At 61.8% G+C, this 25,485-nt stretch carries 23 protein-coding genes and 1 tRNA gene; 13 read left to right on the top strand and 11 right to left on the bottom strand.

The genetic code is table 11. The annotated features are described in order from the left end of the window. Positions 1–28: 28 nt before the first annotated feature. Together LVY65_RS03520 and LVY65_RS03515 are read right to left on the bottom strand one after the other, a co-directional pair. Positions 29–1,735 carry a TIR domain-containing protein gene (locus LVY65_RS03520; protein ID WP_235066621.1) on the bottom strand — a complete coding sequence of 569 codons (1,707 nt, stop codon included), beginning with the start codon at positions 1,733–1,735 and terminating at the stop codon, positions 29–31. A gap of 167 nt (positions 1,736–1,902) precedes the next feature. Beyond that, a complete protein-coding gene (locus LVY65_RS03515; protein WP_235066620.1) occupies positions 1,903–2,127 on the bottom strand; it encodes a hypothetical protein in 225 nt (74 codons plus the stop codon). 180 nt (positions 2,128–2,307) lie between these two features. On the opposite strand from LVY65_RS03515, the gene LVY65_RS03510 reads away from it, so the two are divergent. Then, on the top strand, positions 2,308–2,568 hold the full coding sequence (locus LVY65_RS03510) for a hypothetical protein (protein WP_235066619.1): 261 nt from the start codon (positions 2,308–2,310) through the stop codon (positions 2,566–2,568). 57 nt (positions 2,569–2,625) lie between these two features. Here the strand turns inward: LVY65_RS03510 and LVY65_RS03505 are convergent, their stop codons facing one another. Then, positions 2,626–3,177, bottom strand: a complete 552-nt coding sequence (locus LVY65_RS03505) for a DUF2306 domain-containing protein (protein WP_235066618.1) — start codon at positions 3,175–3,177, stop codon at positions 2,626–2,628. Positions 3,178–3,441: 264 nt separating this feature from the next. Here LVY65_RS03505 and LVY65_RS03500 point away from each other — a divergent pair, with 264 nt between their 5' ends. The 5 genes from LVY65_RS03500 to LVY65_RS03480 all read left to right on the top strand — a co-directional run bounded on the left by LVY65_RS03500 (position 3,442) and on the right by LVY65_RS03480 (position 6,452). Continuing rightward, entirely contained in the window at positions 3,442–3,588 is a 147-nt protein-coding gene (locus LVY65_RS03500; protein WP_235066617.1) for a hypothetical protein, read from the top strand. Further along, on the top strand, positions 3,589–4,044 hold the full coding sequence (locus LVY65_RS03495; protein WP_235066616.1) for a hypothetical protein: 456 nt from the start codon (positions 3,589–3,591) through the stop codon (positions 4,042–4,044). It begins immediately after the preceding gene. Between the two features lie 325 nt (positions 4,045–4,369). Next, positions 4,370–4,642, top strand: coding sequence for a PspC domain-containing protein (locus LVY65_RS03490; RefSeq protein WP_235066615.1), 273 nt, complete (start codon positions 4,370–4,372; stop codon positions 4,640–4,642). Between the two features lie 227 nt (positions 4,643–4,869). Further along, positions 4,870–5,538: a DUF6975 family protein gene (locus LVY65_RS03485; protein WP_235066614.1), complete on the top strand. Its 669-nt coding sequence runs from the start codon at positions 4,870–4,872 to the stop codon at positions 5,536–5,538. Between the two features lie 71 nt (positions 5,539–5,609). Next, positions 5,610–6,452, top strand: coding sequence for an AAA family ATPase (locus LVY65_RS03480; RefSeq protein WP_235066613.1), 843 nt, complete (start codon positions 5,610–5,612; stop codon positions 6,450–6,452). A 3-nt stretch (positions 6,453–6,455) separates the two neighbouring features. Here the strand turns inward: LVY65_RS03480 and LVY65_RS03475 are convergent, their stop codons facing one another. Further along, positions 6,456–7,853 (bottom strand): methyl-accepting chemotaxis protein, encoded by a 1,398-nt coding sequence (locus tag LVY65_RS03475; RefSeq protein WP_235066612.1) that lies wholly within the window; start codon positions 7,851–7,853, stop codon positions 6,456–6,458. Positions 7,854–7,964: 111 nt separating this feature from the next. Between LVY65_RS03475 and LVY65_RS03470 the strand changes: the two genes are divergently transcribed. Continuing rightward, the gene (locus tag LVY65_RS03470) at positions 7,965–9,143 is read left to right on the top strand and encodes a vWA domain-containing protein (protein ID WP_235066611.1); all 1,179 of its coding nucleotides are present in this window, start codon (positions 7,965–7,967) and stop codon (positions 9,141–9,143) included. Here the strand turns inward: LVY65_RS03470 and LVY65_RS03465 are convergent. Next, entirely contained in the window at positions 9,140–10,339 is a 1,200-nt protein-coding gene (locus LVY65_RS03465; RefSeq protein ID WP_235066610.1) for an exo-beta-N-acetylmuramidase NamZ family protein, read from the bottom strand. The two genes, LVY65_RS03470 and LVY65_RS03465, sit on opposite strands and share 4 nt — an antisense overlap. Beyond that, positions 10,336–10,857 carry a DOMON-like domain-containing protein gene (locus LVY65_RS03460; protein ID WP_235066609.1) on the bottom strand — a complete coding sequence of 174 codons (522 nt, stop codon included), beginning with the start codon at positions 10,855–10,857 and terminating at the stop codon, positions 10,336–10,338. The genes LVY65_RS03465 and LVY65_RS03460 overlap by 4 nt, the downstream gene beginning before the upstream one ends. Before the next feature lie 66 nt (positions 10,858–10,923). Here LVY65_RS03460 and tyrS point away from each other — a divergent pair, with 66 nt between their 5' ends. After that, a complete protein-coding gene (gene tyrS, locus LVY65_RS03455) occupies positions 10,924–12,150 on the top strand; it encodes a tyrosine--tRNA ligase (RefSeq protein ID WP_235066608.1) in 1,227 nt (408 codons plus the stop codon). On the opposite strand, the gene recG is transcribed toward tyrS, so the two are convergent. Together recG and LVY65_RS03445 are read right to left on the bottom strand one after the other, a co-directional pair. Continuing rightward, complete coding sequence (recG, locus tag LVY65_RS03450; protein WP_235066607.1) at positions 12,147–14,204, bottom strand: ATP-dependent DNA helicase RecG; 2,058 nt, start codon at positions 14,202–14,204, stop codon at positions 12,147–12,149. The genes tyrS and recG overlap by 4 nt on opposite strands. Next, entirely contained in the window at positions 14,204–15,100 is an 897-nt protein-coding gene (locus LVY65_RS03445) for a LysR family transcriptional regulator (protein ID WP_235066606.1), read from the bottom strand. The genes recG and LVY65_RS03445 overlap by 1 nt, the downstream gene beginning before the upstream one ends. 121 nt (positions 15,101–15,221) lie before the next feature. Here LVY65_RS03445 and LVY65_RS03440 point away from each other — a divergent pair, with 121 nt between their 5' ends. The 3 genes from LVY65_RS03440 to mfd all read left to right on the top strand — a co-directional run bounded on the left by LVY65_RS03440 (position 15,222) and on the right by mfd (position 19,708). Then, positions 15,222–15,857, top strand: a complete 636-nt coding sequence (locus tag LVY65_RS03440) for a hypothetical protein (protein WP_235066605.1) — start codon at positions 15,222–15,224, stop codon at positions 15,855–15,857. A gap of 96 nt (positions 15,858–15,953) precedes the next feature. Next, entirely contained in the window at positions 15,954–16,214 is a 261-nt protein-coding gene (locus tag LVY65_RS03435) for a succinate dehydrogenase assembly factor 2 (RefSeq protein WP_235066604.1), read from the top strand. Next, positions 16,211–19,708 carry a transcription-repair coupling factor gene (mfd, locus tag LVY65_RS03430; protein ID WP_235066603.1) on the top strand — a complete coding sequence of 1,166 codons (3,498 nt, stop codon included), beginning with the start codon at positions 16,211–16,213 and terminating at the stop codon, positions 19,706–19,708. The genes LVY65_RS03435 and mfd overlap by 4 nt, the downstream gene beginning before the upstream one ends. Here mfd and LVY65_RS03425 read toward each other — a convergent pair. Then, positions 19,705–20,541, bottom strand: a complete 837-nt coding sequence (locus LVY65_RS03425) for an EAL domain-containing protein (protein ID WP_235066602.1) — start codon at positions 20,539–20,541, stop codon at positions 19,705–19,707. The genes mfd and LVY65_RS03425 overlap by 4 nt on opposite strands. Positions 20,542–20,646: 105 nt before the next feature. Here LVY65_RS03425 and LVY65_RS03420 point away from each other — a divergent pair, with 105 nt between their 5' ends. Both LVY65_RS03420 and LVY65_RS03415 read left to right on the top strand, forming a co-directional pair. Beyond that, a complete protein-coding gene (locus LVY65_RS03420) occupies positions 20,647–21,462 on the top strand; it encodes an NAD kinase (protein WP_408021964.1) in 816 nt (271 codons plus the stop codon). A 97-nt stretch (positions 21,463–21,559) separates the two neighbouring features. Continuing rightward, positions 21,560–21,634, top strand: a tRNA-Asn gene (locus LVY65_RS03415). A gap of 151 nt (positions 21,635–21,785) precedes the next feature. Here LVY65_RS03415 and LVY65_RS03410 read toward each other — a convergent pair. Together LVY65_RS03410 and putA are read right to left on the bottom strand one after the other, a co-directional pair. Further along, on the bottom strand, positions 21,786–22,274 hold the full coding sequence (locus LVY65_RS03410; protein WP_235066601.1) for a GNAT family N-acetyltransferase: 489 nt from the start codon (positions 22,272–22,274) through the stop codon (positions 21,786–21,788). A gap of 1 nt (position 22,275) precedes the next feature. After that, positions 22,276–25,386 (bottom strand): bifunctional proline dehydrogenase/L-glutamate gamma-semialdehyde dehydrogenase PutA, encoded by a 3,111-nt coding sequence (gene putA, locus LVY65_RS03405; protein WP_235066600.1) that lies wholly within the window; start codon positions 25,384–25,386, stop codon positions 22,276–22,278. Between the last annotated feature and the right edge of the window lie 99 nt (positions 25,387–25,485).

The following is a 25,485-nucleotide window of genomic DNA, read 5'->3' as shown; positions in this document are numbered from 1 at the left end:
GCGGACGAGGATGCCGGCGAAATCGCCTTCAGCTTGCGACGGGGCTGATCGGCGCCGGCTCGATCCCCAAACGCAGATGGGCATCCGCAAGCGCTTTTTCGAAGCGCTCGTCACCCCTCAGGAAGTCCAGGTCCGGGTCGACGACGGCCCCCTTCACCAAGGTCAAATTGGCCTCTGCGAGGACAGGCACCAGCAAATCAACGGATGCTTTCCGGTCCTGTAGGTAGGCGCTCAGCACGCAGCCAAAATTATACCGCATGTTCAGATTATCGGGATCGATCAGCAAGGCGCGCTCTATCGTTTCCATCGCCTGGTCGCGGTTTCCGGCGATCGCATGGCCGCCCGCGCAAATGCCCAACGCCGCACCGTTGCTCGGGTCCTCGGCAAGCACCTTCTCCGCCTGCGAGTGCATCATTTCCGCGCCGCGAAGCACGCCTTCGCGATCGCCCAGCGCTTGGTAACACATCACCAGCATCGCCCAGGAATGAAAGTCGGTCTCGATGAGTTCGACGGCCTTCTCATAGTGGCGCATTGCATCCACTGTCTTCCGTTGAGCCGTGGCGATCCGGGCCGCTTCCCGGTTCACCTCCCATGAGTCTGGACCAAGCTCCAATGCTTTGCGGATTTGCCGATTGGCGGAATCAAGATCGCCTTGTTCGGCAAAAATGCGCGATCTGACGGCATAAGCTTCGGCGATGGTCGGGTCGATCGCGAGCGCCCGTTCCGCGGAGGCTTCGCCGACTTCGTCCGTGACGCCGAAATAATAGCGAAGGCTGACCTGTGCCAGCGCCATCAGGGCCCATGCCTGCGCATAGTTCGGATCGATTTCGACCGCGCGCCGGGCAAGGCGGATCACGCGCTGCTCGCGCTTGATGTCGCCATAATTGCCCGAAACCCAATATTTTCGGGCCATGAGATAGAGATTATAGGCGTTGGCATCGCCGGTTCCGCGGCTCTCAATGGCCGACTTCTCTTCGGGGAGCAGATTGACCTTGAGCGCGCTTACGATCGCCTGGCTGATCTCGTCCTGGATCGCGAAAATGTCGGTTAGGTCCCGGTCATAGCGTTCCGCCCAGACGTGGCCGCCGCTCTTCCCGTCAATCAGCTGGGCCGTGATCCTCACCCGGTTCCCGGACTTGCGCACGCTTCCCTCGAGCACATGGGTGACGCCCAGTTTCTGCGCGATCTCGCTGACGTCGATGGCCAGGCCTTTCAGCGAGAAGGCGGTATTGCGAGCGATCACCTCCAGGGCCGACACCTTCGAAAGATCGGTCGTGATGTCCTCGCTGATGCCGTCGCTGAAATATTCCTGTTCGGCGTCCCCGCTCATATTTTCGAACGGCAGGACACAGACGGAGACGGGCCGCCCGGCGACCCGGGATTTGGTACCTTGCTCGATGGCGGCTCCCGCCAGCGCCTGTACGCTCGCCTTCAGCTTGCGCCAGCCGGGCGTGTCGGAGCCACCGTCCCAATCCTTAAGGTCGGCGCATTGTATCTGGTTGAACGGCATTGGCGGGATGGTGGCGTCAAGGCTGGCCTGAACCAGTGTTCCCAGCTGGCGCGCGACGTCGGCCTCCGATCTCACCCATTGCGACTTGGTCGAATCCGCGGACCACAGGACGAGGACCGCCTTGGCCGACTTCAGCTGCTCGTCGATAACGTCTGCATAAGCCCGGTGCGCCGGAAGCTCGTCGTCGCGCCACACTTCGTAGCCCAGCGCTTTCAACGCATCCACCGCGCGCGCGCGGCCAACGACTCGTCCGGCCGCGCGTAAGATACAAAGACCTGCGCCATGCTTCCTGGCGGTCGTTAACAGGACTCGATGCCGATGTCATGGAAACCGGGCAGTCGCCTCGCAGGGTCCGCTAATGTCGGGAATGGACGGTGGGCGGACCTTGCCCTCTAAATTTTCGGCGCCGACTTGGCGTTGACCATTCGTTTCTCAAAAATTTCATGCGGCTTCTCTTGCACATAAAATTGGGCGGCATTCTCCCCCGCGAAGATGATCTTTGATCCCAGCCCAAACTGGTCGATCTGGATTGCCGCGACGAGATCGATGTTGATCCACACCGGCTCACCGCCGCCCTCCTTCTTGGCCTGAAGTGTGCAGCAAATGAATCGCGCCATATCGTCTCCATGCTTCGCCCGAAGCTTGACTTGTGTACCGGGCAAAATCAGGAGCGCCAACTTTTCGACTGGCACTACCGGCCATCGCATTCGCCGATCATCGTAAATTCGCCGCACACCCTTAATCTTAAAGGAAAATTTGCCCTTGCAGGCGGCCTGATGTCGTCGAAGGAGTGTGCAATGCAGACGCCCCGGACGCGTAAGCAGGCCGCGCGCAATCCAAACCTGACGGCGACGATCCTCAAAGACGGGGGATCGTCCTGCGACGCGCGCATCACCCGCCTTTGGTACGACGGGTGCGAAATGGTGTCGGACGATCGTTTCGATGTCGGCCAGAAGGTCAAGGTCGTGATACGCGGCCTGGGCAGCATCGACGCCAACGTGATCAACACGGCTGACGGCACAGTCTCGGTTCACTTCGAAGAGGAATGCCCGGTCTAGCAAAGGCGCAGCGGCAATGACCGCTTTGGGTGGAAAGTGGAAATTGGAAAACGGAAATCAAACGCCCGGTCTGGATCGCTGCGCCTTCCGCGCGCCATCGGGCCATTGCAACACCATTTCGCATACGAGCAGCGGCCCAACCCACGACAGCCAGATGAAGGCATCGTCGCCCATTGGCACGAACCGCGAGGCAATGCGGCAGAAGACGAACGACCAGACGAGCACGTAGCTTCGCACCATCCACTGCGAATGGCTCTGGAAACGGCGGTTCCGCGCCGCTCGCAAGCCGAGTGCCGCAAAGCACAGCCAGGCAGTCGCGAGCGTGAGTAATGATACGCTGATAGCGGTCAGGATCGGCCCCCCGGGCGTCTTGTGCGCTGGACTTGCTGTAACGAACATAGCTACGACCGCGCCGAACGCTCCGAAGGCAAGATATGCTTTCCCGATCGTCCGGTGCAGCGGGAAATTGTTGTTGCGCGCGGCAAGATAAAGATTGAGTCCACCGAGAAAGAGCATCCCGGTGCCGCCGACCATGTGCGCAAAGGTCAGCGCGAAGTGGCCCGTGTGCGCGCCGACGTTGGACAGGGTAGCGACTGGCCAGGCGATCATCCACCAAGCGACCGCACTGCTGACGATGGCAGCAGCGAGGAGAACCCCGTTCCGCGTTGTCCAAAGCGACCGTCGCCGTGCAATTACTGCTTCTGACGCCATAGAATGCGCCCCCCTCGCTCCGTTTTCCGGAAGAATGGTACCGTGGTCAATTCCCAACGCCGCTAATGTCCGCAATCGGTCGAAACCTGCCATTAGAGATTGGCAGCCAATTGACGCGCTTTTCGCTGTCCTACACGCGAATTATATGTTCCAAATAGGTTCGTGAACAACGAACCCAATCCTCTCCCTGACTTTACCCCCGTCAACCTGCGCTCTCGCCACGATGGCTGGAGCCCTGAAAAGCAAGTCGCATTCATCGAGGCGCTGGCGGAAAGCGGTTGTGTCGACGAAGCCTGCAAGCGCGTCTGAATGGGCCGCGCCTCCGCCTATGCGCTGCGCGCCCGGCCCGACGCCATCGCCTTTCGCATGGCGTGGGAAACGGCGCTGGATCATGCCATCGGCGCGCTGACCGATGCTGCCTTTTCGCGCGCCCTGAACGGCGTGGTCCGCCCGGTCTTCTACAAGGGGGAGCAGGTCGGCGAGCGCCGTTATTACGACGAACGGCTGACCATGTTCCTGCTGCGCTACCGTGACCCAATGCGCTACGGCGCATGGCTCGACCGCACCATCGCCCGGCGCCCATGCGATCATGAGGCGCAATGCCTCACCGACCTGCTTGACCGGATCGAGCTCGACGCATGGGCTGCCGAGCGCGGCCAAATCCTTTCCGACCGGCCCTATCCCGCCACCGCCGCCCGCCTCGCCAGCGAATCCGAATGGAGCGCGACAGAGGCCGCCAACTCCCGCAAATCGAAGCGCACATAGTGTCTGCTTTGTCTGTTTCCGCACGAGCCCCCGAGCACATGGGAGATTTTGCGAAAGCAAAGTCGAGCTTGTGCCTAAGAGAGGGCGAGTGCCGGCCGACGACCGGCTCTGCCGCGTCGATCGACGTCACGGATTGACTCCGTGACGGCTCACTATCCCCTAGCGAAAATTCCCAACCCATGGCGGCCGACCCCAATCAGGCCTGTCTCGCGCCGGTCATCATCCCATCATAAAAGCGCAGAAATCCGCCGCTACCGGCCTTTGGCACGCCTCTTGCTGAATGTCTGGCATCAGTCATTCAACGCTTACGCCAAAGGGACCGAAAATGCCGAATACCAACACCAACATCCTCGTCGGCCGCAACGACACCATCCTCGGCGTGTGCGAAGCAATCGGCCAGGATTTCGGCTTCCATCCCAACTGGCTTCGGGTCGCGCTTGCCGTGATGGTCTATTTCGCCCCGGTCGCGGTGATCGGCAGCTATTTCGCGCTTGGCCTGGTCGTCGCCGCTTCCCGCTGGTTCGCCCCGGACGAGATCCTTCCCGAATCGCTTGCCAACGGCCAGTCGGAGTCGGACGAATTGGCCCTCGCCGCCTGACCCTTGTCCCGTGCCCCGGTACTGGACCCGCCTTCTCATCCCTGTTTTCGCCGCTCGGCCGTGCCCCCAGCATGGCCGGGATACGAAAATGTCCCGTTTCGAGCCAAAAATTAATCTCGCTCACCAAAAGATGAAGCGCTCCTAAACCCTGTCTTTACGCCCTTGGGTTAGAAGCGGGGTCTAAGGTCCACCGCCAGAGCCAAAGCGCAAGACAGGAGAAACTCGGGATGGCGATCAATCAGGCATTCGACCGGGCGGTAATGACTGCTGCCGAGGCGCAGCTTGCGCGGGTCGACGCCCAGGGTTCAGCTGACCATCCCTATCGCCTCGCGCTGGTCGGCGCGAGCGGTCACAACAGCGCTCGCGACCTGGCCGACGCCGTCCACCTCTTCTGCTCGCTTTATGGCCGTCATCCCGGCCTCATCGAGCTTGCGCTCAACAATTGCCCTGCCGGCCCGGTCCGCGATTGGCTGCGCGAAGCGTCGGACGCCTATGAGCGCGAACGGCTTTACCTCGTCCGCCTGACCGCGTCGGTCGGTCCCCTGCCGTCGACCCCCGGCGCCGCCGAGACCGAGGCGACTCTCGTCGCCCAGCGCCATGCCATCGAAACCCTGGCCAAGTCGGAACGCCGCGGCTGTGCGCTTGGTGCGGCGACGGCCCTGATGGCCGATTGGCACGCGATCCGCGCAGTCCTCGATCGCGCCGCCGATCGCATGGGCATGCAGAAGCCTGTCCTCAGCCTTCCCGACCAGGACTCAATCGTCCGCGTCATCGCCGATGGCACCGATGGCCTTCCCAGCGAACGCGCGCTCGGCTTCGGCGGCGAGCAGTTGCTGTTGCAGAATCGCGGCCTGTTCGACCTGCTTGAAGCCCGCGCCGCCGCTCGCATCGACTGAAAGACCCGTTCGCCCTGGGCTAGTCGAAGGGCGCGCTTGCAACGTTGGAATCCAGCCCATAGGGCGGAGGAATGCGTTTCGAAGGCACTCCCGAATATGTCGCGACCGACGACCTCAAGGTCGCGGTCAATGCCGCGGTCCAGTTGCGGCGCCCGCTCCTGGTCAAGGGCGAGCCCGGCACGGGCAAGACCGTCCTCGCCCATGAAATCGCAACCGCGCTCGGCGCTCCGCTCATCGAATGGCACATCAAGTCGACCACCCGCGCCGTCCAGGGGCTTTACGAATATGACGCGGTCGCCCGCCTCCGCGATGGCCAGCTTGGCGACGAGCGGGTTCATGACATTCGCAACTACATCAAGCGCGGCAAGCTATGGGACGCCTTCACCTCGCCCCAGCTTCCCGTCCTGCTGATCGACGAGATCGACAAGGCCGACATCGAATTTCCGAACGACCTGCTTCAAGAGCTCGATCGGATGGAGTTCCATGTCTACGAAACCAACGAGACGGTGAAGGCCATCGACCGCCCGATCGTCGTCATCACGTCGAACAACGAGAAGGAACTGCCCGACGCCTTCCTGCGCCGCTGTTTCTTCCACTACATCCGCTTCCCGGACCGCGACACGATGACCGAGATCGTCGAGGTGCATTTCCCGGGAATCCAGAAGATGCTGGTCAGCCGTGCGCTCGACCTATTTTATGAGGTCCGCGACGTACCGGGCATCAAGAAGAAGCCGTCGACCAGCGAGCTGCTGGATTGGCTAAAGCTGCTATTGCATGAAGACATGCCGCTTGAAGTGCTGCAGGAACGCGATCCGACCAAGGCGATCCCGCCCCTTCACGGCGCACTGCTGAAGAATGAGCAGGACGTGATGCTGTTCGAGCGGCTGGCATTCATGGCCCGGCGAAAGGCCTGAAATCTATTCGTCGCGGTAAGCCAGTTCGAAATTGCCCCAGCGACGCCCTTTGAAGAACAACGCCACGAAGACATTCTTTACCGGGATATATTTATCGCCCAGTTCCATCCGGTAGGTCGCAAGCATCGCCGGCTTGTCGCTTTCGCAGGCCTTGCGCGTGGTCTCGTCCATGAAGATGCGCTTGTTGCGGCAATGTTCGTCGTTCCACACCGGATCCGGCCCCGGCGTGTGGCAGCGTTCCGAAAGGTGGGTCGGAAGATAGCCGTCCAGGTTGGTGATGGCCGAACCGATGATCCGCGAATCGCGCGCCTTGAAACGGTCCAGCAACGGACGGACGTGCTTGTCGGCGAAATCGGAAAAGCCATTGTTGTATTGAGGCGGGTTCGAACCTTCGATCAGCACATAGTTGCGGTCCATCACCTCGCCGATGCTGATGTCGCCCCGGTCGATACCTTGCTCGACCGCGGTCATGATCGCCCGCATGGCTTCCTGCGCCAGCAGGATCATTGGCGTGTCGTCGATCTCGGCGCCGGAGTTGGCGAGCGTATCTAGCATGTTGTTCGACAGCATCTCGAGATGGCTGAGGCGCTTCTGCGCCTTGATCAGCTTGCCCCCATTGTCGCGGGCGTCGCCGGCGAAATCGCTGAGGCCCGCTTTCACCCGGTCGACGCTGGTCTGGATGAGGCTGGTAGAATGGGCGATGCCCTCGGTCTGGCGGTCGACCATCGATACGATCTCGGTCACTTCCTTGACCGTGTCACTAATCTGGCCGAACCCCGACTGGGCGGCGCGGCTGCGCTCGACGCCGGTCTTGATCTCCGACGTCACGGCGCTCGCCTCGCGGGTCAGTTCGCCGATGGTGGACGCAATCTGGCTGGTCGCCAAACGCGTATCGTGCGCCAGCTTCTTCACTTCGGCGGCAACCACCGCAAAGCTGCGGCCGGCATCGCCGGCGCGAGCAGCTTCGATGGTCGCGTTCAGCGCCAGCATGTTGGTCTTGCGGGCGATCGTCTCGATTGTCGAGGAAACAGTCTGCACCTGGTTCATCGCCGACGCGAACCCGGCCATCCGCTCGCCGAGTTGTACGACCAGGTCGGTCAACCCCTTGAAGCCCGCGATGGTGCCTTCGATGGCCTCGCGTCCCGCTTCGAGCTTGGCTTTGGCCTGTTCGGAGAGCAGCCGGGCCTCATCGGTCGAATCCGAAACGCGGGCCTGATCGGCAAGCAGGCGGGTGGTCACTTCCTCAAGTGTATCCAGCACCTTCAGATGCTCGCCAATCCGCTCCGCCACGCCTTCGACATAGCCGGCAACGTCGCTGCACTCGATCGACAGCGAGCCGCAGTCGCGTGCGACTGCCCGAATTGCGTTTTCAGTGATTTCTTCGATGCCCAGCGTGGCCATTGGACGCGTTTCCTTGAGTGCGATCTGGGCATGGCTTACGCACCAAGTGCTAAAGCGAAGTTAACCACGCGGCCGATGGCATCGCTTCGTTCTCCGCGCTAAGGCGTCGCCATGTTCATCGGCTTTGTCGAAGCGTTGCGCCGCGGCGGTATACCAGCCTCCTTGAAGGAGCATCTTTTGCTCCTCGAGGCTTTGGACGCCGATGTGATCGGTGCCGAGCCCGAGCAATTTTATTACCTCGCCCGCGCAACCTTCGTGCACGACGAAAGCCAGCTCGACCGGTTCGACCGGGTGTTCGCCGAAGTGTTCAAGGGACTGATCGCGGGCGGCGAAGAGATCAAGGCCGACATTCCCGAGAAGTGGCTGCGACTGGTTGCCGAAGCCTATCTGACGCCTGAACAAATGGAAGCGATCAAGAGCCTCGGCTCCTGGGAAGACATCATGCAGGCGCTCAAAGACCGGTTGGCCGAGCAGCAAGGGCGACACCAGGGCGGCAATAAATGGATTGGAACTGGCGGCACGTCCCCCTTCGGCCATGGCGGCTACAATCCTGAAGGCGTTCGTATCGGCGGGCCAGGGCAACATGGCCGAGCGATCAAGGTGTGGGAGAGACGAGAGTTTCGCGATCTCGATGGCGAACGGGAACTTGGCACCCGCAACATCAAGGTCGCCCTTCGCCGCCTCCGCCGTTTTGCTCGCGAAGGTGCCGCCGAGGAGCTGGACCTTGACGGCACGATCGACGGAACCGCACGGCGCGGCTGGCTCGACGTTAAACTTCGCCCGGAGCGGCACAATGCGGTGAAGCTGCTGCTGTTCCTCGACATCGGCGGATCGATGGACGGCCATGTGAAGGTGGCGGAAGAATTATTCTCCGCCTGCCGGGCAGAGTTCAAACACCTCGAACATTATTACTTCCACAATTGCATCTACGAGGGCGTTTGGAAGGACAATCGGCGCCGCCATGTCGAGAAGACCCCGACCCATGATGTCATCCACAAGTTCGGCCGCGACCATAAGCTGGTGATCGTCGGAGACGCGGCGATGAGCCCCTACGAAATCACCCATGCCGGCGGATCGATCGAGCATTTCAATGAGGAAGCGGGCGCGGTCTGGCTCAAGCGCCTGACCGATACTTATCCCAGCGCTGCCTGGATCAACCCGACGCCCGAGGCCTACTGGGGCCACAGCGCCTCAACCGCGATCCTGAAGCGGTTGATGGACGAGCGCATGTATTCACTGACCTTGGACGGCCTCGACGAGGCGATGCGAGAGTTGAGCCGGAAACGCTAGTAAAGCAGGAACCGCTCGCGCTCCTCTGTCCACGCTCGCTCATCCGGTGTCGCAATTGCGTCGAGGTCACCGGCTTCGGAACTGGGATCATCGACCCATTCACGCAGTGCAGGGCCACCGTTGATGACGTCGATCGGGAGCTTCCCGAACGCATATTCATAAGGGAAATCGCGCCAGAGCTCATATTCCGGAAAGAGGCTCCGGATCGCTTTGAAGGCAAGAGCCTGCACTCGCCAGGGTTTGAATGCCTGATGATCGTAGGCCTGCCCCTCAGCATGAATATGCACGCCGTTGCACAACTGGCCGACATGCTTGTGGAACGTCGGCTCGAACCAGATGTCTCGGAGCACGCAGCCTTCAAGCCATTGTGGCGCAAGGTCGCACATGATCTGGATAATCGCCCGCGCCTCAATGCCGGGTGCTCCGAACAGTTCGAGCGGGCGGGTTGTTCCCCTGCCCTCGCTCAGCGTCGCACCTTCCAGCATCACCGTCCCGGCATAGCAGCGCGCCATGTTGAGGTTGGGTGCGTTAGGTGACGGGTTGACCCAGATGCGCTCCGCCGGCCAGCCGAAGCCCGGTCCATCGTCGGGCCGATAGCCCTCCAACTCAATCACCCGATAATCGACGTCGAGCTTGAAATGGTCGACGAACCAGCGACCGAGCTCGCCCAAGGTCAGGCCGTGTCGCATTGGAAATGGCCCGGCGCCGACAAAGCTTTCCCAGCCGGGCCTAAGGGTCAGGCCTTCGATCGGCCGACCGGCGGGATTGGGGCGGTCAAGCACCCAGACGCTTTTGCCATGCTCAGCGGCGGCTTCGAGCATGTAGAGCAAAGTGGTGATGAAGGTGTAGATGCGGCAGCCGAGGTCCTGCAGATCGATCAATACGACATCGAACGTCGACATCATTTGGCCGGTGGGACGCCGAACCTCGCCGTAGAGGCTGAATACCGGGATTTCATGCACCGGATCGATGAAATCCGGGCTTTCAATCATATTATCTTGCTTGTCGCCGCGCAGCCCGTGTTGGGGGCCAAACGCCGCCGAAAGGCGAATACCGTCAATCGCGGCAAGCGCATCAAGGGTGTGCGTAAGGTCGCGGGTGACCGATGCGGGATGTGCGACCAGTGCCACCCGCTTTCCCTCAAGCGGACGCCGCAGTTCGGGATCGGAAAGCAACCGTTCGACGCCAAGCTTCATTCCGCACTCACTCCATCGAACAGCAGGGACCGCACCGAAGCGGCGTGGAAATCGGGTTTGCCCGGGGCAAATGATGTTGACCAGTAACGGACGACGCCGTCGCTTTCCTCGATCACTGCGGCGAGACCTATTTGGGCCGGGTTTGGGAATTCAGCACTGATCTTAGCACTGAACGAGAACTCATTGGTTGTTTGATATATCTCTGTCTCAATATCAGCTGGTGCGTTGCGCATTCCGGCTCGATAGCCGTCGAATTCATATGCTGCCCATTGGCCCGACGGCGAGAAATTAAACTCGCGATAAGCGGTTCCGTCGCCCGTGACGAACAATTCGAAGCAGGTCGTTCGCCACAGGCCGTCGGTTCGCGACGGCTGAGCGGGAGGAGGGATTACAAGTTTCGCGATTTCGCCACGGACCTTGAATGTCGCGATCGCCCCTCCCGGCAAGCGATCGAGTTCCGCATCGATCGAGGTTATCGCGCCGGGCGGCGTGTCGGGATGGCGAACCAGGCTGGGCACGAATGCTGCTATTGCCTGCCGCTCGCCCGCTTGCAACCGGCCCCGCAACCGCTAAGCGGGCATTCGATGAGCGAATATAAGTCCTCCCTACTCCGCCTGCTCGATCAGCGCGGCTATATCCATCAGGCGACCGATGCAGCGGCGCTCGACGCTTTGGCATCACGAGAGATTGTTGCCGGCTATATCGGATTTGACGCCACGGCGCCGTCGCTCCACGTCGGCAGCCTGGTGCAGATCATGATGCTCCGCCGCATGCAGCAGGCGGGTCACAAGCCGATCGTGCTGATGGGCGGCGGGACGACCAAGATCGGCGACCCTTCGGGCAAGGATGAAAGCCGGCAGCTGCTGACGCACGACGCGATTCAGGCAAATATCGCTTCCATCCGCCGGGTGTTCGAACATTATCTGAGCTTCGGCGACGGGCCTACCGACGCAGTAATGGTCGACAATGCCGACTGGCTCGACCAGCTAGCCTATATCGACCTGCTGCGGACGGTCGGGCCGCACTTCACCATCAACCGCATGCTGACCTTTGATTCGGTCAAGCTGCGGCTCGAGCGTGAACAGCCGCTCACCTTCCTGGAATTCAACTACATGATCCTCCAGGCATACGACTTTCGCGAGCTGTCGTTGCGGCTGGGCTGCCGGCTGCAGCTCGGCGGTTCGGATCAGTGGGGAAATATCGTCAACGGCATTGAGCTTGGCCGACGGATGGATGGAGCCGAACTTTATGGCGTCACGACGCCCCTCATTACTACCGCCGACGGCGCGAAGATGGGCAAGACCGCCAGCGGGGCGGTATGGCTCAACGCCGACCAACTGCCGGCATATGATTATTGGCAATTCTGGCGGAACACGGCCGATGCCGATGTCGTCAAATTCCTGAAACTGTTCACCGACCTGCCGCTTGAGCGGATCGAAGCGTTGGCCAAGCTCGAAGGCCAGGCAATCAATGAAGCGAAGATCGTGCTGGCCAACGAGGCGACGGCGATGCTGCACGGACGCGAGGCTGCCGAAGCCGCGGCCGAAACGGCGCGGCGCACGTTCGAAGAAGGGGCCGCCGGCGGTGAGCTACCAACATTGAACGTGCCGGAAGGCAGCATCGGGATTGTCCACGCGCTGACTGGCCTCGGGTTTGCAGCATCCAACGGCGAGGCGAGGCGCAAAATAGGCGAAGGTGCGGTCAAGCTTAATGGCGAGACTGTAAGCGATCCGCAGTTGACCTTGGAACTTGGCAGTGAGCCGTTGAAGATCAGCCTCGGTAAAAAGAAGCACGGGCTTCTTACCCGCTAGCCGCTCCTGAGCAGCCCCACGGCCGCATCCCGCTCGAAAAGATAGAGGCACAGCCTGGCCGCCTGGCCGCGCTCGCTGGCGAGGCCACCGTCGCGGTCTAGCAGTAGGCGGGCGTCGCCCTGGGCAACCGGGGCAAGCTCAGCCACATCTTCCTGCGAAGCGACCTTGAACGCCTGCTCGCCCGACTGACGCGTTCCAAGGATTTCGCCTGGCCCACGCAGCCGCAGATCCTCTTCGGCGATGCGGAAGCCGTCATTGGTTTCCCGCATCAGGGCAAGTCGTGCCCTACCCGTCTCGCTGAGTTGCTGACCGCGGAGCAGGATGCAGCGGCTCGCTGCCGCGCCTCGCCCAACCCGGCCACGCAGCTGGTGCAACTGGGCAAGACCGAAGCGCTCGGCTCCCTCAACGATGATTAGCGAGGAATTGGGCACGTCGACCCCGACCTCGATCACCGTGGTGGCGACCAGCACGCCGAGGTCGCCATTGGCGAATGACGCCATGACGTCATCCTTGTCGGCGCCCTTCATCCGCCCATGGACCAGGCCGACGCGATCTTCGCCGAAGCGGCAGCGCAGCAACCTGGCCCGATCCTCCGCCGCGGCGGCATCGATCGCCTCGCTCTCCTCGACCAACGGGCAGACCCAATAGGCCTGGCCGCCTGCGGCGAGATGCCGCCCCAGCCCGTCGATCACGTCACCGAGCTTCTGGTCACTAATCACAAGCGTTTCGACCGGAGTTCGGCCGGGCGGCATCTCGTCGATTCGGCTGACGTCCATCTCGCCATAATGGGTCAGGGTTAGGGTGCGCGGGATCGGCGTGGCAGTCATCGCCAGCAGATGCGGCGGATGCTCGGCCTTTTCACTCAGCAGCAGGCGCTGCGAGACGCCGAAACGGTGCTGTTCGTCGATCACGATCAGGCCGAGCTTCTTGTAGGCGACATGCTGCTGGAAGATGGCGTGGGTGCCGATCAGGATATCGATCGAGCCGTCGGCAAGGCCCATCAGCACCGATTCCCGTGTCCTCCCCTTTTCGCGGCCGGTGAGGATGGCGATGCGGACGCCGATAGCCTCGCACTGGCGTTGCAGCGTCGCTTGGTGCTGGCGGGCAAGGATTTCGGTCGGGGCAAGCATCGCCGCCTGGGCGCCGGCCTCGACCGCTTCCAGCATTGCCAGCAACGCGACCAGTGTCTTGCCCGAGCCGACATCGCCCTGCAGCAGCCGCAGCATCGGTTTGTCCTGCGCCATGTCGCCGCGGATCTCGCCAATCACACGCTGCTGCGCATTGGTCAGGCGGTAGGGTAGCTGCAGCTTGCCGCTTAGCCGCCCATCCCCCTGAAGCGGCACGCCACGCTTCCGGCGCGCCACCTGACGAAGCAGCATCAGGGCTAGCTGGTTGGCGAATATTTCATCGTAGGCCAACCGCTTGCGAGGCAATGTTGAGTTTGGATCGGAATGTGCTTCCGCAAGCCCAGCGCGCCAGGCCGGCCAGCGCTCGCGGCCAAGCAGCGATGGTTCAATCCATTCGGCGAGCTGCGGCACCCGCTCCAGCGCGGCCAGCGCCAACTCACGCATCCGCTTGTTGGAAATGCCTTCGGTAAGGCCATATACGGGCTCGCGAAGGGCCACCTCGCTGGCCATAACGAGGTCGATCACCTCGGGATGGACGATTTGCCATTCCTGCCCATAAGCGTCGAGTTTGCCGATTACGGTGCGCTTCTGGTGCAGCGGCAGCTGCCTTTTCGCCCAGGCCGGATTGTTGAAGAAAGTCAGGGTCAACGTGTTGTCGTCGCCGTCGCGAGCGAAAATGCGTAGCGGGGCCTTGCCAGATCCGGCCCGGACTTCGACGGGAGTGACATCGAGGACCACGATCCGCCCAAGTAACGCCTGACTGGCATGTGGCGCGCGAACCCGGTCGATCGTCCCCGTCGGCAGGTGATAGACAAGATCGATCGCCCTTTTGAGATCGAGCCGCGCCAGCGCCTTGGTAATACCCGGCCCCACGCCTTTCAACGCCTCCACCTCAGCGAATAACGGATTGAGGATTTCGGGCCGCATTAGGCGCGCTTGCCCATCAGGAGAGCCGGACGCTCCAGGAAGTAACCGTGAATGGCTTCGAATAGATCCCGTGCCGCAGGCCGACGGACGATGGCGCGGCGAGCGATTAAATAAACCGGCACATCGAACTGCTCGAGCGGTTCGAAACAGCGAACCAGGTTCGGATCAGAATCGCCCATCGTGCAAGGGAGCGCGGAAATTGTGGCCCCAGATGCAATCGTCGAGGCGAGAGCACGGAAATTGGCACACCGAGGCGATGTGATTCCCGGCTCAACTAGCGATGCAAGCCATTGATATACCGGTAACTGCCCTGGCGGTCCGTCAAGCACTGCCAGCGAATGACGCCCCACTTCCTCGACGGACGATGGCCTTTCTTCAGATGAACTATCGGCCGAAGCATAGATCGCAAAGCCGCAACAAGGGAGATCGCGGGTAACGAGTTCGTCGCTGGGGGTGCGATCGCGCCCACGAACGGCAATGTCCGCCTCCCCTCTCGCCAGGTCGTAGATGCGATCACTCGGCAGTAGCTCGACATGAACCGAGGGCCACCGTTCTCGGAAGCCGCGCAACAGCGGCACCATTAGCTGTTCGAAATGATCGAGCAGCGTCACTCGAATGATCCTGAGACTGGATTCCGTAAGGGACTCAACTTCGGCTGTGAATTCGCAAATCCCTCGCTCGACTTGCTGGGCTGCGTTGAAAAGACGGCATGCAGCATCGGTTGGCGCAAGACCGTTGGCACGTCGTTCAAACAGTGTCAGGCCGATCTCCCTCTCCAGGCCTGATAGCCGGCGAACCACGGTCGGCTGGCTGATGCCCAGGTCCGTTGCTGCACGCCCCGTCGTTCGCTCACGATAGAGCGCGAGGAACAGCTTCAGATCGTCCCAAGCGAACATTGTCCAAAGCTATTCACATTTGCATACCCCACTGCAACCATTTCGATTGAGTGGCACAGCGGGGGCCGATATCTGGCCCGGCTCTGCCGCACCTCGAACGCGCGGCGAGGAGAAAATTAGCATGAGAGCAAAAATCGGCGGCGCCGTTCTGGCCGCGGTCATGGGGGTATACTCGCCTGCGGCCCTGGCGGGCAACAAGGCGGAACCGAGCCTCAACGAGGTCCGGGCGCTGACGGCCAAATATCAGGACGTGAACGTGGCCCTTGCAGAAGGCTATATCCGCGACCCGGCCAACATGTGCGAAACGGCCGATATGATGGGGCGGCCGAAGGCGCTGGGCGCCATGGGCATCCATTATTTCCGCCCTGACATGCTCGGCATCTCGGCCCCGCCCAACCCGCGAGTGAATGGAAATGGGACCCACACCGATTTTCGTAAGCCGTCGATCCTGATTTACGAACCGCAAGCTGACGGATCCTTAAAGCTGGTCGCGGTAGAGAACCTGGTGTTTGCCAAAGCATGGCACGAGGCCGGAAACGTACGGCCGCCCAGCTTTCATGGGGTCGAATATGACTCGATGAAGGATGACCCCGCGACGGCGATCGACGAAGCGCATATGTTTGAACCACATTACGATCGTCATGTGTGGCTATACCGCAAGAATCCGAGCGGAGTTTTCGCCCAATTCAACCCGAAGGTGAGCTGCGCAGCTTATGCCGCCGCAAACTTTGCGCATTCGGACCACGCCGCCCGCTAGCGGCCTTGCCCTAGCCTTTAGCCACTCCTAGATCGGCGAATGAGATCCCGCGGCGAAATTCGCCGCGGGCCATTTGCGTTTGGAGGAAGGCCGTTCATGGATGAAGTGTTGAGGGCGCTACGGTATCGCGCCTGGCACCGCGGCACGCGCGAGGCGGACATGATGATTGGCGGCTTCTTCGATGCCTACCACAACTCATGGGACGCGCATGAGCGCGCACTGTTTGCAGCACTGCTGACCGAGACGGACGTTGACATCATGGCGTGGGCGATCGGGACCGAGCCCATCCCCGAGCGCTTTCAGGGCCCCATGATGGATGCCTTTCGACGCCTCGACTTCATCAAGGTGGCGAAATGAGCGACGCCCTCTCCCGAATCTTGAGGGCCAGTGCGCCGGTAACGCTGGCCGGAGTTCCCGCGGGATTCCTGCCGTGGCTGGCGGCGGATCTCGCCCGCGCCGTTCATGGGACGGGCAAGGGTGGCCGTGCAATTATCGTCGCGGCGGACGAAGCTGCGATGAGGGCATTGCAGGACACGGTGCCGGTTTTCGCGCCTGATGTGGAAGTGCTGACGTTTCCGGCTTGGGATTGCCTGCCCTACGACCGTGCCTCCCCGGCCCTACGCGTAATGGCCGAACGACTGGCAACGCTTGAAAAGCTGCAGGGCAAGCGCAAGCATCCTCAGCTTCTCATCGCCACTGCCAATGCGGCGACCCAACGAATTTTGACGCCCTTCCGGATTCGCCAATTGACCCGGCGCCTGGCTGCCGGCGAAAGGATCGAGCGGGACCGGCTGGTCGAACTGCTTATCGCCAATGGCTATCAGCGGACCGACGCGGTCCATGACGCCGGCGAATTTGCCGTGCGCGGCTCGATCGTCGACCTGTTTCCGGCGGGTGAAGAGCTAGCGATCCGGCTGGACTTCTTCGGCGACGAGATCGAGACGATGCGCCGCTTCGACCCCGCCGACCAGCGGACGACAGGCAAGGCAGAGGCTTTCACCCTGATGCCGGCGAGCGAGGCACTACTGGACGAGGAAACGATCAAGCGTTTTCGCGCCCGCTACCGCGAGCAATTCGGCGCCAATGCCACCGGCGATCCGCTCTACCAGGCCATCAGCGACGGCCGGCGCCTGGCCGGCATGGAACATTGGCTGCCGCTCTTTGAGGAGAAGCTGTCGACCCTGTTTGACCATCTCGGCGAGCATGACGTCATTCTCCGCGATTCGAACACGGACGGCGCGCTCGAGGCCCGGCATGAGGCGATCGAGGATTATTTCTCTAATCGCGAGCGGGCGATGGTTACCGAGCCGGGCAGCTACCGCCCGCTGGCGCCCTCAACCCTTTATCTTGGCAGCAAGGAATGGCGTTCGGTGATCGAAGGTCGGCCTATTCACGCCACAACACCGTTCTCGCAGCCCGGAAGCGACAAGGTCATCGATTTTGGAGTCGACGGGCCGCGCGATTTCGCGGCCGAGCGGGCGCAGGGTGCAAATGTTTACGAGGCCGTCGTCAAGCATGTCGCCAAGCTTAAGAAGGACAAAAAGAAAATTGTCCTCGGCAGTTACACCGTCGGCGCCCGCGAAAGACTGTCGGGCCTGCTGGAGGATCATGGCCTCAAGAGCCTGAAGCTGGTCGACAGCTGGCAGGAAGCGCTCGGCGCCCGCGCGGATGTTGCGCTGATCGTCCTGCCGCTCGACCATGGCTTTGCCGGTCCTGAAGTTGCCGTGCTTACCGAGCAGGACATGCTCGGTGACCGCCTGGTCCGCCGCAAGCGCCGCCGCAAGAGTGCCGATGCCTTCTTGGCCGAACTTGCCGCACTTACTCCCGGCGACCTGGTCGTCCACGCCGATCATGGCGTCGCCCGCTATGAAGGGCTGACGTCCGTCATGGTCGGCAAGGCGCCGCACGACTGCGTTGCCCTGTTTTACGCCGGGGGCGACAAGCTTTACGTCCCGGTCGAGAATATCGACGTCCTGTCGCGCTACGGCAGCGACAGCGAAAGGGCTACGCTCGACCGCCTAGGCGGCGAGGCATGGCAGCGGCGCAAGTCACGAATGAAGGAGCGCATTCGCGAGATTGCCGGTGAATTGATCAAGACCGCGGCAATCCGTGCCACCCGGCCCGGCCAGGTCGCAGAAGCCGATGCCAGCCTCCCCGAATTCATCGACCGCTTCCCCTATGAGGAAACCGATGACCAGGATCGGGCCATCGCCGAGGTGCTCGAAGACCTGGAAAGCGGCAAGCCAATGGACCGGCTGGTGTGCGGCGACGTGGGCTTCGGCAAGACCGAGGTAGCGCTTAGGGCCGCCTTTGTCGCCGCCATGGCCGGCTATCAGGTCGCGCTGATCTGCCCGACCACGCTCCTGGCCCGCCAGCATTATTCAAACTTCATCGCTCGCTTCCAGGGATTCCCCATTGAGATCGGACGATTGTCACGCCTTGTCCCAGCGGCCGAAGCAAAGGCCACCCGCGAGCGACTTGAACAGGGCAAGGTCGACATTGTCATCGGCACCCACGCGCTGCTTTCGAAATCGATCAAGTTCAAGAAATTGGGCTTGGTTATCGTCGACGAGGAGCAGCATTTCGGAGTCGCCCACAAGGAAAAGCTCAAGGCCTTGAAGGAGGATGTCCATGTCCTCACGCTTACCGCGACGCCGATCCCGCGGACGCTGCAAATGGCGATGTCGGGCCTACGCGAGCTCAGCGTCATCCAGACCCCGCCGGTCGATCGGTTGGCGGTACGCACATATGTCGCGCCCTGGGATCCGGTGGTGGTCCGCGAAGCGCTGCTGCGCGAGCATTATCGCGGCGGGCAAAGCTTTTTGGTCGCGCCGAGGATCGCCGACTTGCCTGATCTGGAGAAGTGGTTGAGCGAGGAAGTACCCGAAGTGAAGGCGGTGACGGCGCACGGCCAGATGAGTCCGACCGAAGTAGAGGAGCGGATGAGCGCCTTCTACGACAGGAAATATGACGTGCTCCTATCAACTACCATCGTCGAAAGCGGGCTCGACATTCCATCTGCCAATACGCTCATCGTCCACCGGGCCGACCGGTTCGGGCTTGCGCAGCTTTACCAATTACGCGGCCGCGTCGGCCGGTCCAAGACCCGCGCCTATGCCTATCTGACGACGACCCCCGATCGCGCGCTGACCGAAGGCGCCGACAAGCGCCTTCAGGTACTCGCCAATCTCGACAGCCTGGGCGCCGGGTTTCAGCTGGCCAGTCACGATCTCGATATCCGTGGGGCCGGCAACATCCTCGGCGACGAGCAGTCCGGGCACATCAAGGAGGTCGGCTTCGAACTTTACCAGTCCATGCTGGAGGAGGCGATCCTCGAGCAGAAATCCGGGGCTGCAGAGCGGCAGGAAGAGTTCACTCCCCAAATCAACGTCGAGGCGCCGATTCTCATTCCGGAACATTATGTGTCTGACCTTGACCTGCGCATGGGCCTCTATCGCCGGCTCGGCGAGCTCGACGATCGGCAAAGCGTCGAAGCCTTTGCAGCCGAGTTGATCGACCGCTTTGGCAAATTGCCATCTGAAACGCAGAACCTACTGCAAATCGTTGAAACCAAAATCAATTGCAAGAAAGCGCGGATCGCCAAGCTGGACGTGGGAGCGAAGGGAGCAGTGGTAACCTTCGCACCTAGCGGCTTCCCAGATCTTGCTGGCCTGTTGGGATACGTCGAACGGCTGAAAGGCGCCGCGAAGCTCCGGCCAGACAGCAAACTGGTGATCGGCCGGGAATGGCCAACCGGCGAATCCCGCCTCCAGGGTGCCCTGCAAATCTCGCGCGGGTTGATGCGGGTACTTGCGGCGGGAGAGGTGAAGCAGGAACTGGAGCCGGCCTAGGCGGCGGCGGTCTGCTCGGCTGCAATCACGAAGCGCGCCAGCTCTGCTTCGTCGAGTGCGCCCGCACCAAGAAAGCCTTGATAAAGGTCGCAGCCCCACTCCTCCAAGAGGTGAAGTTGGGCCAGGTTCTCGACGCCCTCGACGATCACCTTGAGGTCCAGTTCCCGGGCGAGCCGGATCATCGCCTTGACCACGATCCGGTCGCGGCTGCCGCCAACGATGTCGGATATCATCGCCCGGTCGATCTTGATCGCGTCCAGCGGAAGCGTCGTCAGGTAGGCAAGGCTCGAATAGCCGGTGCCGAAATCGTCGATCGCAATGCGCACCCCCGCGGCGCGGAGTCGAGCCAGCCGGGCGGCGACCTTCGGATCGTCGGCCATCACGCTGCTTTCGACGATCTCCACGGTAATGCGCTCCGGATGGAGGCCTGCCATTTCAATCTCTCCCAGCAGCCACTGAGCATAACCGGCCCGATCAAGGTCTCGAGGCAAGAGATTGATCGAAAGAGGAAGCGACGCCAGGGGCCCGCGCCAGCCACTGGCGATCCGTAGCGCCTTGCGCTGGATGGCGCGTGAGAGGCGCTCGGCAAGTCCGGCAGCCTCCGCCCGGGCGAACAAGGATTCAGGACTCTCCGCCTCGCTCCACCGTGCTAGGGCCTCTACCCCGATGACGCGCCCGCTGGCTGGCTCGATCTGCGGCTGGAAGCGTAGGCCGATGCGGTCGCGGCGGATCGCATCCTCAAGCGCTCGATCGCGTCGATTCGAAGCGGGCGCCGGAATCTCGCGATCCGACGCCCGCTTGCCCCCGAACACTGGCCAATGCCAAATACGCATGGGCAGCGGTTTACCTGTGCTGCCGCAGGGCAACCAAGCCGCCAGTCGGGCGCGCTCCGTTTCGGGACAGTAGCGCTTTTGCCGCAAATCCTTATGCTATCGGCTGTGAACCGCGCCGGTCCATCACCCCGCCCGCCCGAGCGCGACCTTGCCGCGCGGCGCATCGGTCTCGTCTCCTCTCCAGGCGAAGCGGCCAAGGCCGCCGAGGCGATGTTGCGCCGGCGCTATAGCTGGGCCGATGAAGACGAGGCGGAAACGCTGGTCGCGCTGGGTGGCGATGGTTTCATGCTGCAAACGCTTCACGCCATGCTGGAAGACGGCAGCGCTCGACCGGTGTTCGGGATGAACCGGGGCACTTTCGGTTTCCTGATGAACGACTGGCGGCTTGATTGCCTCCAGGAGCGGATCGCCAACGCCAAGCATATCCGCGTTGCGCCACTCAACATGGAAGCGACCACGATCCGCGGCGAAACCTGGAACCATCCGGCGATCAACGAGGTCTCGCTGCTGCGCGAAACGCGTCAGACGGCCAAGATCGAAATTAGCGTCAATGGCCGGGTGGTGATGCCGGAACTAGTTGCGGACGGCGTGCTGGTGGCAACGCCGGCGGGCTCGACCGCCTACAACCTTTCGGCCCATGGTCCCATCTTGCCGCTAGCCGCAAAGATGCTGGCACTAACGTCGATCAGCCCATTTCGTCCGCGCCGTTGGTCGGGCGCGATCCTGCCTGACGACGTATCGGTGAGATTTCGGGTGCTGGAAGCGGATAAGCGGCCGGTTGCGGCCGTCGCCGACCAGTTTGAGGTGCGCGAAGTCTGCACGGTCGACGTCAGCCTCGACCGGTCGCGTTCCCTGACATTGCTGTTCGATCCGGAACACGCGCTCGACGAGCGGATCGCAATGGAGCAATTTGCTACTTGAAGCCTTGCAACGCGCGGCGGGCACGCTATTAGGCGGCGTCGCTCCCGCCCGGGACCCCCATCGAAGTGATACTTTGATGGGAGCCCATGGGAGCTGCTCCCCGGTAGCTCAGCGGTAGAGCGTTCGACTGTTAATCGAATGGTCGCCTGTTCGAATCAGGCCCGGGGAGCCATTTTTCTTCAAGCGCATCGTCATATGAACGAAGCGGCCAGGCACAGGCCTGACCGCTTCGGCGAGATGCGTTCTTGTCCCCGGAGAGACCATCCCACACGGTCTTCAACCACTCCAGTTGGCATCCGCTCAAGAGGCTATTTGAGCGCGTATCAACCTGGGACAGATGCCGTGCCGAGCCGCTTCTCCATGCGAAAATTGTGGATCGGAACTCCGGTCAGTTCGAAATCGCGCCGTTCGATCACCTCAAACCCCTGTTTGAGGAAGAATCTTCGGGCGGGCTCGCTTGCCTCAACGTAGAGCGAGTCGATACCTGCCCTGACTGCTTCGGCTTCAAGCTCGCAATAGAGGATTGCGGTGCCACCCGTTCCGGCAGCTTCGGGCCGGCAGAAGAGGTGGTCGATATGTCCATCTGGCTCCAGATCGCCATAGGCAAGTGGCCGATCATTCTCATCGGTCGCGACGAAAATCTTTCGTCCATCCGCTGCTCGCGCGGTGAACCGCTCCGTCGCCGGCACAATCGGCGCCCACGCCTTAACCTGCTCTTCGGAATAATGGCGGCTTGCGATCTCGCGCACGGCCGTAAAGAATATTTCGGCAAGATCGGCCTCGTCGCCGGGCCTGAACGGCCGAATGCGCACCCTAGCCCTCCATAGCGGCCATCAGCGACGCATTGCCGCCTGCGGCCGTCGTATCGATGCAGGTGACGCGCTCGGTTGCGAAACGGGCGACATAATGTGGGCCGCCAGCCTTGGGACCGGTGCCCGACAATCCCTCCCCGCCGAACGGCTGGCTTTCAACGACCGCGCCAATCTGGTTGCGGTTGACGTAAAGGTTTCCGACCCTGGCATTGGCTTCGACATATTGGCGGGTGGTGTCGATCCGGCTTTGAAGGCCAAGCGTCAAGCCATAGCCGGTGGCGTTGATCGCCTGGATTACCTTGTCGAGTTCTCCCGATTTCCACCGCACAACATGGAGGATCGGGCCGAAATGTTCGCGGTCCAACTCCTTCAGAATCTTGATCTCATACATCGACGGGGTGACGAAATGGCCGCGCGCGGCATGGCCCGGCAGCCTGACCTCCGCCAGTAGCCGGCCCTTGGATTTCAATTCTGCGAGATGGGCATCAAGCGCGGCCCTGGCATCGGTGTCGATTACGGGGCCGACATCGGTCGTAAGGTCACTGGGGTCGCCGACATTCAGCGCTTCCATTGCCCCGGCGATCATTTCCAGCATCGAGTCCGCCACATCGTCCTGGACGAACAATACGCGGAGCGCCGAACAGCGCTGACCGGCACTCTGGAAAGCAGAAGCGACGACGTCGCGGGTGACCTGTTCAGGAAGTGCCGATGAATCGACGATCATCGCATTCTGCCCGCCGGTTTCGGCGATCAGCGGGACGATCGGGCCCTCGCGGTTGGCGAGACCGCGGTTGATCGCTTTTGCAGTGTCCGTCGACCCAGTGAAAGCCACGCCGGCGATCAGCGGATGACTGGTCAAAGCCGCGCCGACGCGGCCGTCGCCCGGAGCCAACTGGACGATTGCCTTGGGAATTCCGGCGGCATGCATCAGCTCAATCGCCCGGGCACCGATAAGGGGGGTTTGTTCGGCAGGCTTGGCGATTGCGGCATTGCCGGCGGCAAGGGCCGCCGCAACTGGACCGATGAAGATCGCCAGCGGGAAGTTCCAGGGCGAAATACAAGCGAACACGCCGCGACCGTGGAGGCGGAGCTCGTTCAGTTCGCCGGTCGGACCGGGCAACGTGGTGACATTACCGCACAAGCGACGCGCCTCGCTGGCGTAATAGCGTAGGAAGTCGACCGCCTCGCGTACCTCCAAAACGGCATCGGGGACGGTCTTGCCGGCTTCGCGAACGCATAGCGAGAAAAGCTCCTCGCGGTGCTGCTCAAACAGGTCGGCGGCGCGGTTCAGCAGCCTCGCCCGTTCCCAACCGCCAAGCTGGTCCCAGCCTATCTGCGCGGCATGAGCGGCGCGTACCATGCGGTCGACGTCGGCCTCGCTCGCCCAGGTCGCTTCGCCGACGATCAGCGACGTGTCATATGGCGCGGCGATCTGCACCTTTTCGCCTTTGCCACCCCCAGTAGGGACAGCCGTCCAATGCTTTGCCTCAAGCTTGGCCAGCTTCTTCATCAACGGTTCGCGGACCAGAGGATCGCTCAGGTCGACGCCTGCACTATTGATGCGATCTTCGCCGAAAATGGCATTGGGCAGCGGGATGGCGGGATTGCGCTTCGGTTGGAGCTTTTGGAGCTCGGCAACTGGATCGCGGACGAGATCGTCGACCGGGATTTCGTCATCGGCGATGCGGTTGACGAAGCTTGAATTAGCGCCGTTTTCGAGCAGGCGGCGTACAAGATAGGCCAGCAACTCCTTGTGGCTGCCGACGGGGGCGTAGATGCGCACCGGGGTGGGTTCGTCGCCGATGCCCCGCTCGAGCTCGGCCAGCTCCTCGTAAAGCCCCTCACCCATGCCGTGCAGCCGCTGGAACTCGAACGGCGTCTTTCCGGCCAGCGCCTTCACCGCCCCGATCGTATTGGCATTATGAGTGGCAAAGGCCGGGTAGATGCAATCGCTCGCGGCAAGCAACCGCTTGGCGCAGGCAAGGTAGCTGACATCAGTCGCCACCTTGCGGGTGAACACAGGGTAGTCGGCAAGCCCAGCGACCTGTGCAACTTTGATTTCGCTATCCCAGTACGCGCCCTTAACCAGGCGGACCATCAGCTTGCGCTGGTGCTTGCGGGCAAGCTCGATCGTCCAGTCGACCAGCGGCACGGCTCGCTTAGAATAGGCCTGAAGCGCCAACCCGAAACCGCCCCACCCATTGGCGAACAACACATCGTCTGCGGCCAGCGACTCAATGATATCCATCGACAACTCAAGCCGATCGGCTTCTTCCGCGTCGATGGTGAAATGGACGTTGGCTTTTGATGCTCTGAGCGCGAGATCGTGCAACACCGGAAGAATCGCTGCCTTGGCTTCTTCGGCGTGGCTCCATTCATAGCGCGGATGAAGCGCGCTGAGCTTTACCGAAATCCCTGCTGCCTTGCGGAATCCACCCTTCGCGCTTGCCGCGATCGTGTCGAGCGCGCCAGCATAGGCCCGCGCATAGCGCGCCGCGTCAGAATGAGTTTTGGCCGCCTCACCCAGCATATCGAAGCTGTGGCTCCATCCCCTGGCTCGCTCAGGCGCCGCGCGCTTCAGCGCCTCGCCTATCGTGCGCCCGAATACGAACTGGCGACCGAGGATCTTCATCGCCTGGCTGACCGCGGTGCGGATCACCGGTTCGCCAAGGCGACCGACAGCACGGCCAAGTGCGGCACGCCAATTGTCCGACTTGTCATTTGCCTCTTCAAGCACCTTGCCCGTCAGGAGCAGCGAGAAAGTCGCAGCATTGACAAACGTCGATCGACTATCGCCCAGCTTCTCGGTCCAATCCGGCCCTGAAAGCTTGTCGGCAATCAGTTCGTCAGCGGTCTCTGCATCGGGAATGCGAAGCAGCGCCTCGGCAAGACACATGAGCGCAATGCCCTCATCCGAGCCGAGGTCGTACGCCTGTAGGAATGCGTCCAGCCCCGCCGCCTTGTGAGACCGTACTGCCTTGACCAAGGTCCGAGCCATTGCGTTGGCCTCGGCCTGCTGCGCCGCGCTCAGCTTGGCTTGGGCAAGTCGCTCCTGCACCACTTCATTCTCGTTGGGCCGATAGGCAAGTCGAAGCGCGGTTCGGTCGATCATCTGGTCTTTCCGGGAAACTCGTTTGCGCGGCGAAATAGGCGCTCCGGGCTCCGCTTACCAGCGGTCAATTACGGGATTTCAGTAACCATTTTCCCGTAT

The organism is Sphingomonas cremea (assembly GCF_021502585.1).
GTDB classification, from domain to species: domain Bacteria; phylum Pseudomonadota; class Alphaproteobacteria; order Sphingomonadales; family Sphingomonadaceae; genus Sphingomicrobium; species Sphingomicrobium cremea.
This window is presented reverse-complemented; position numbering and strand designations above follow the sequence as displayed.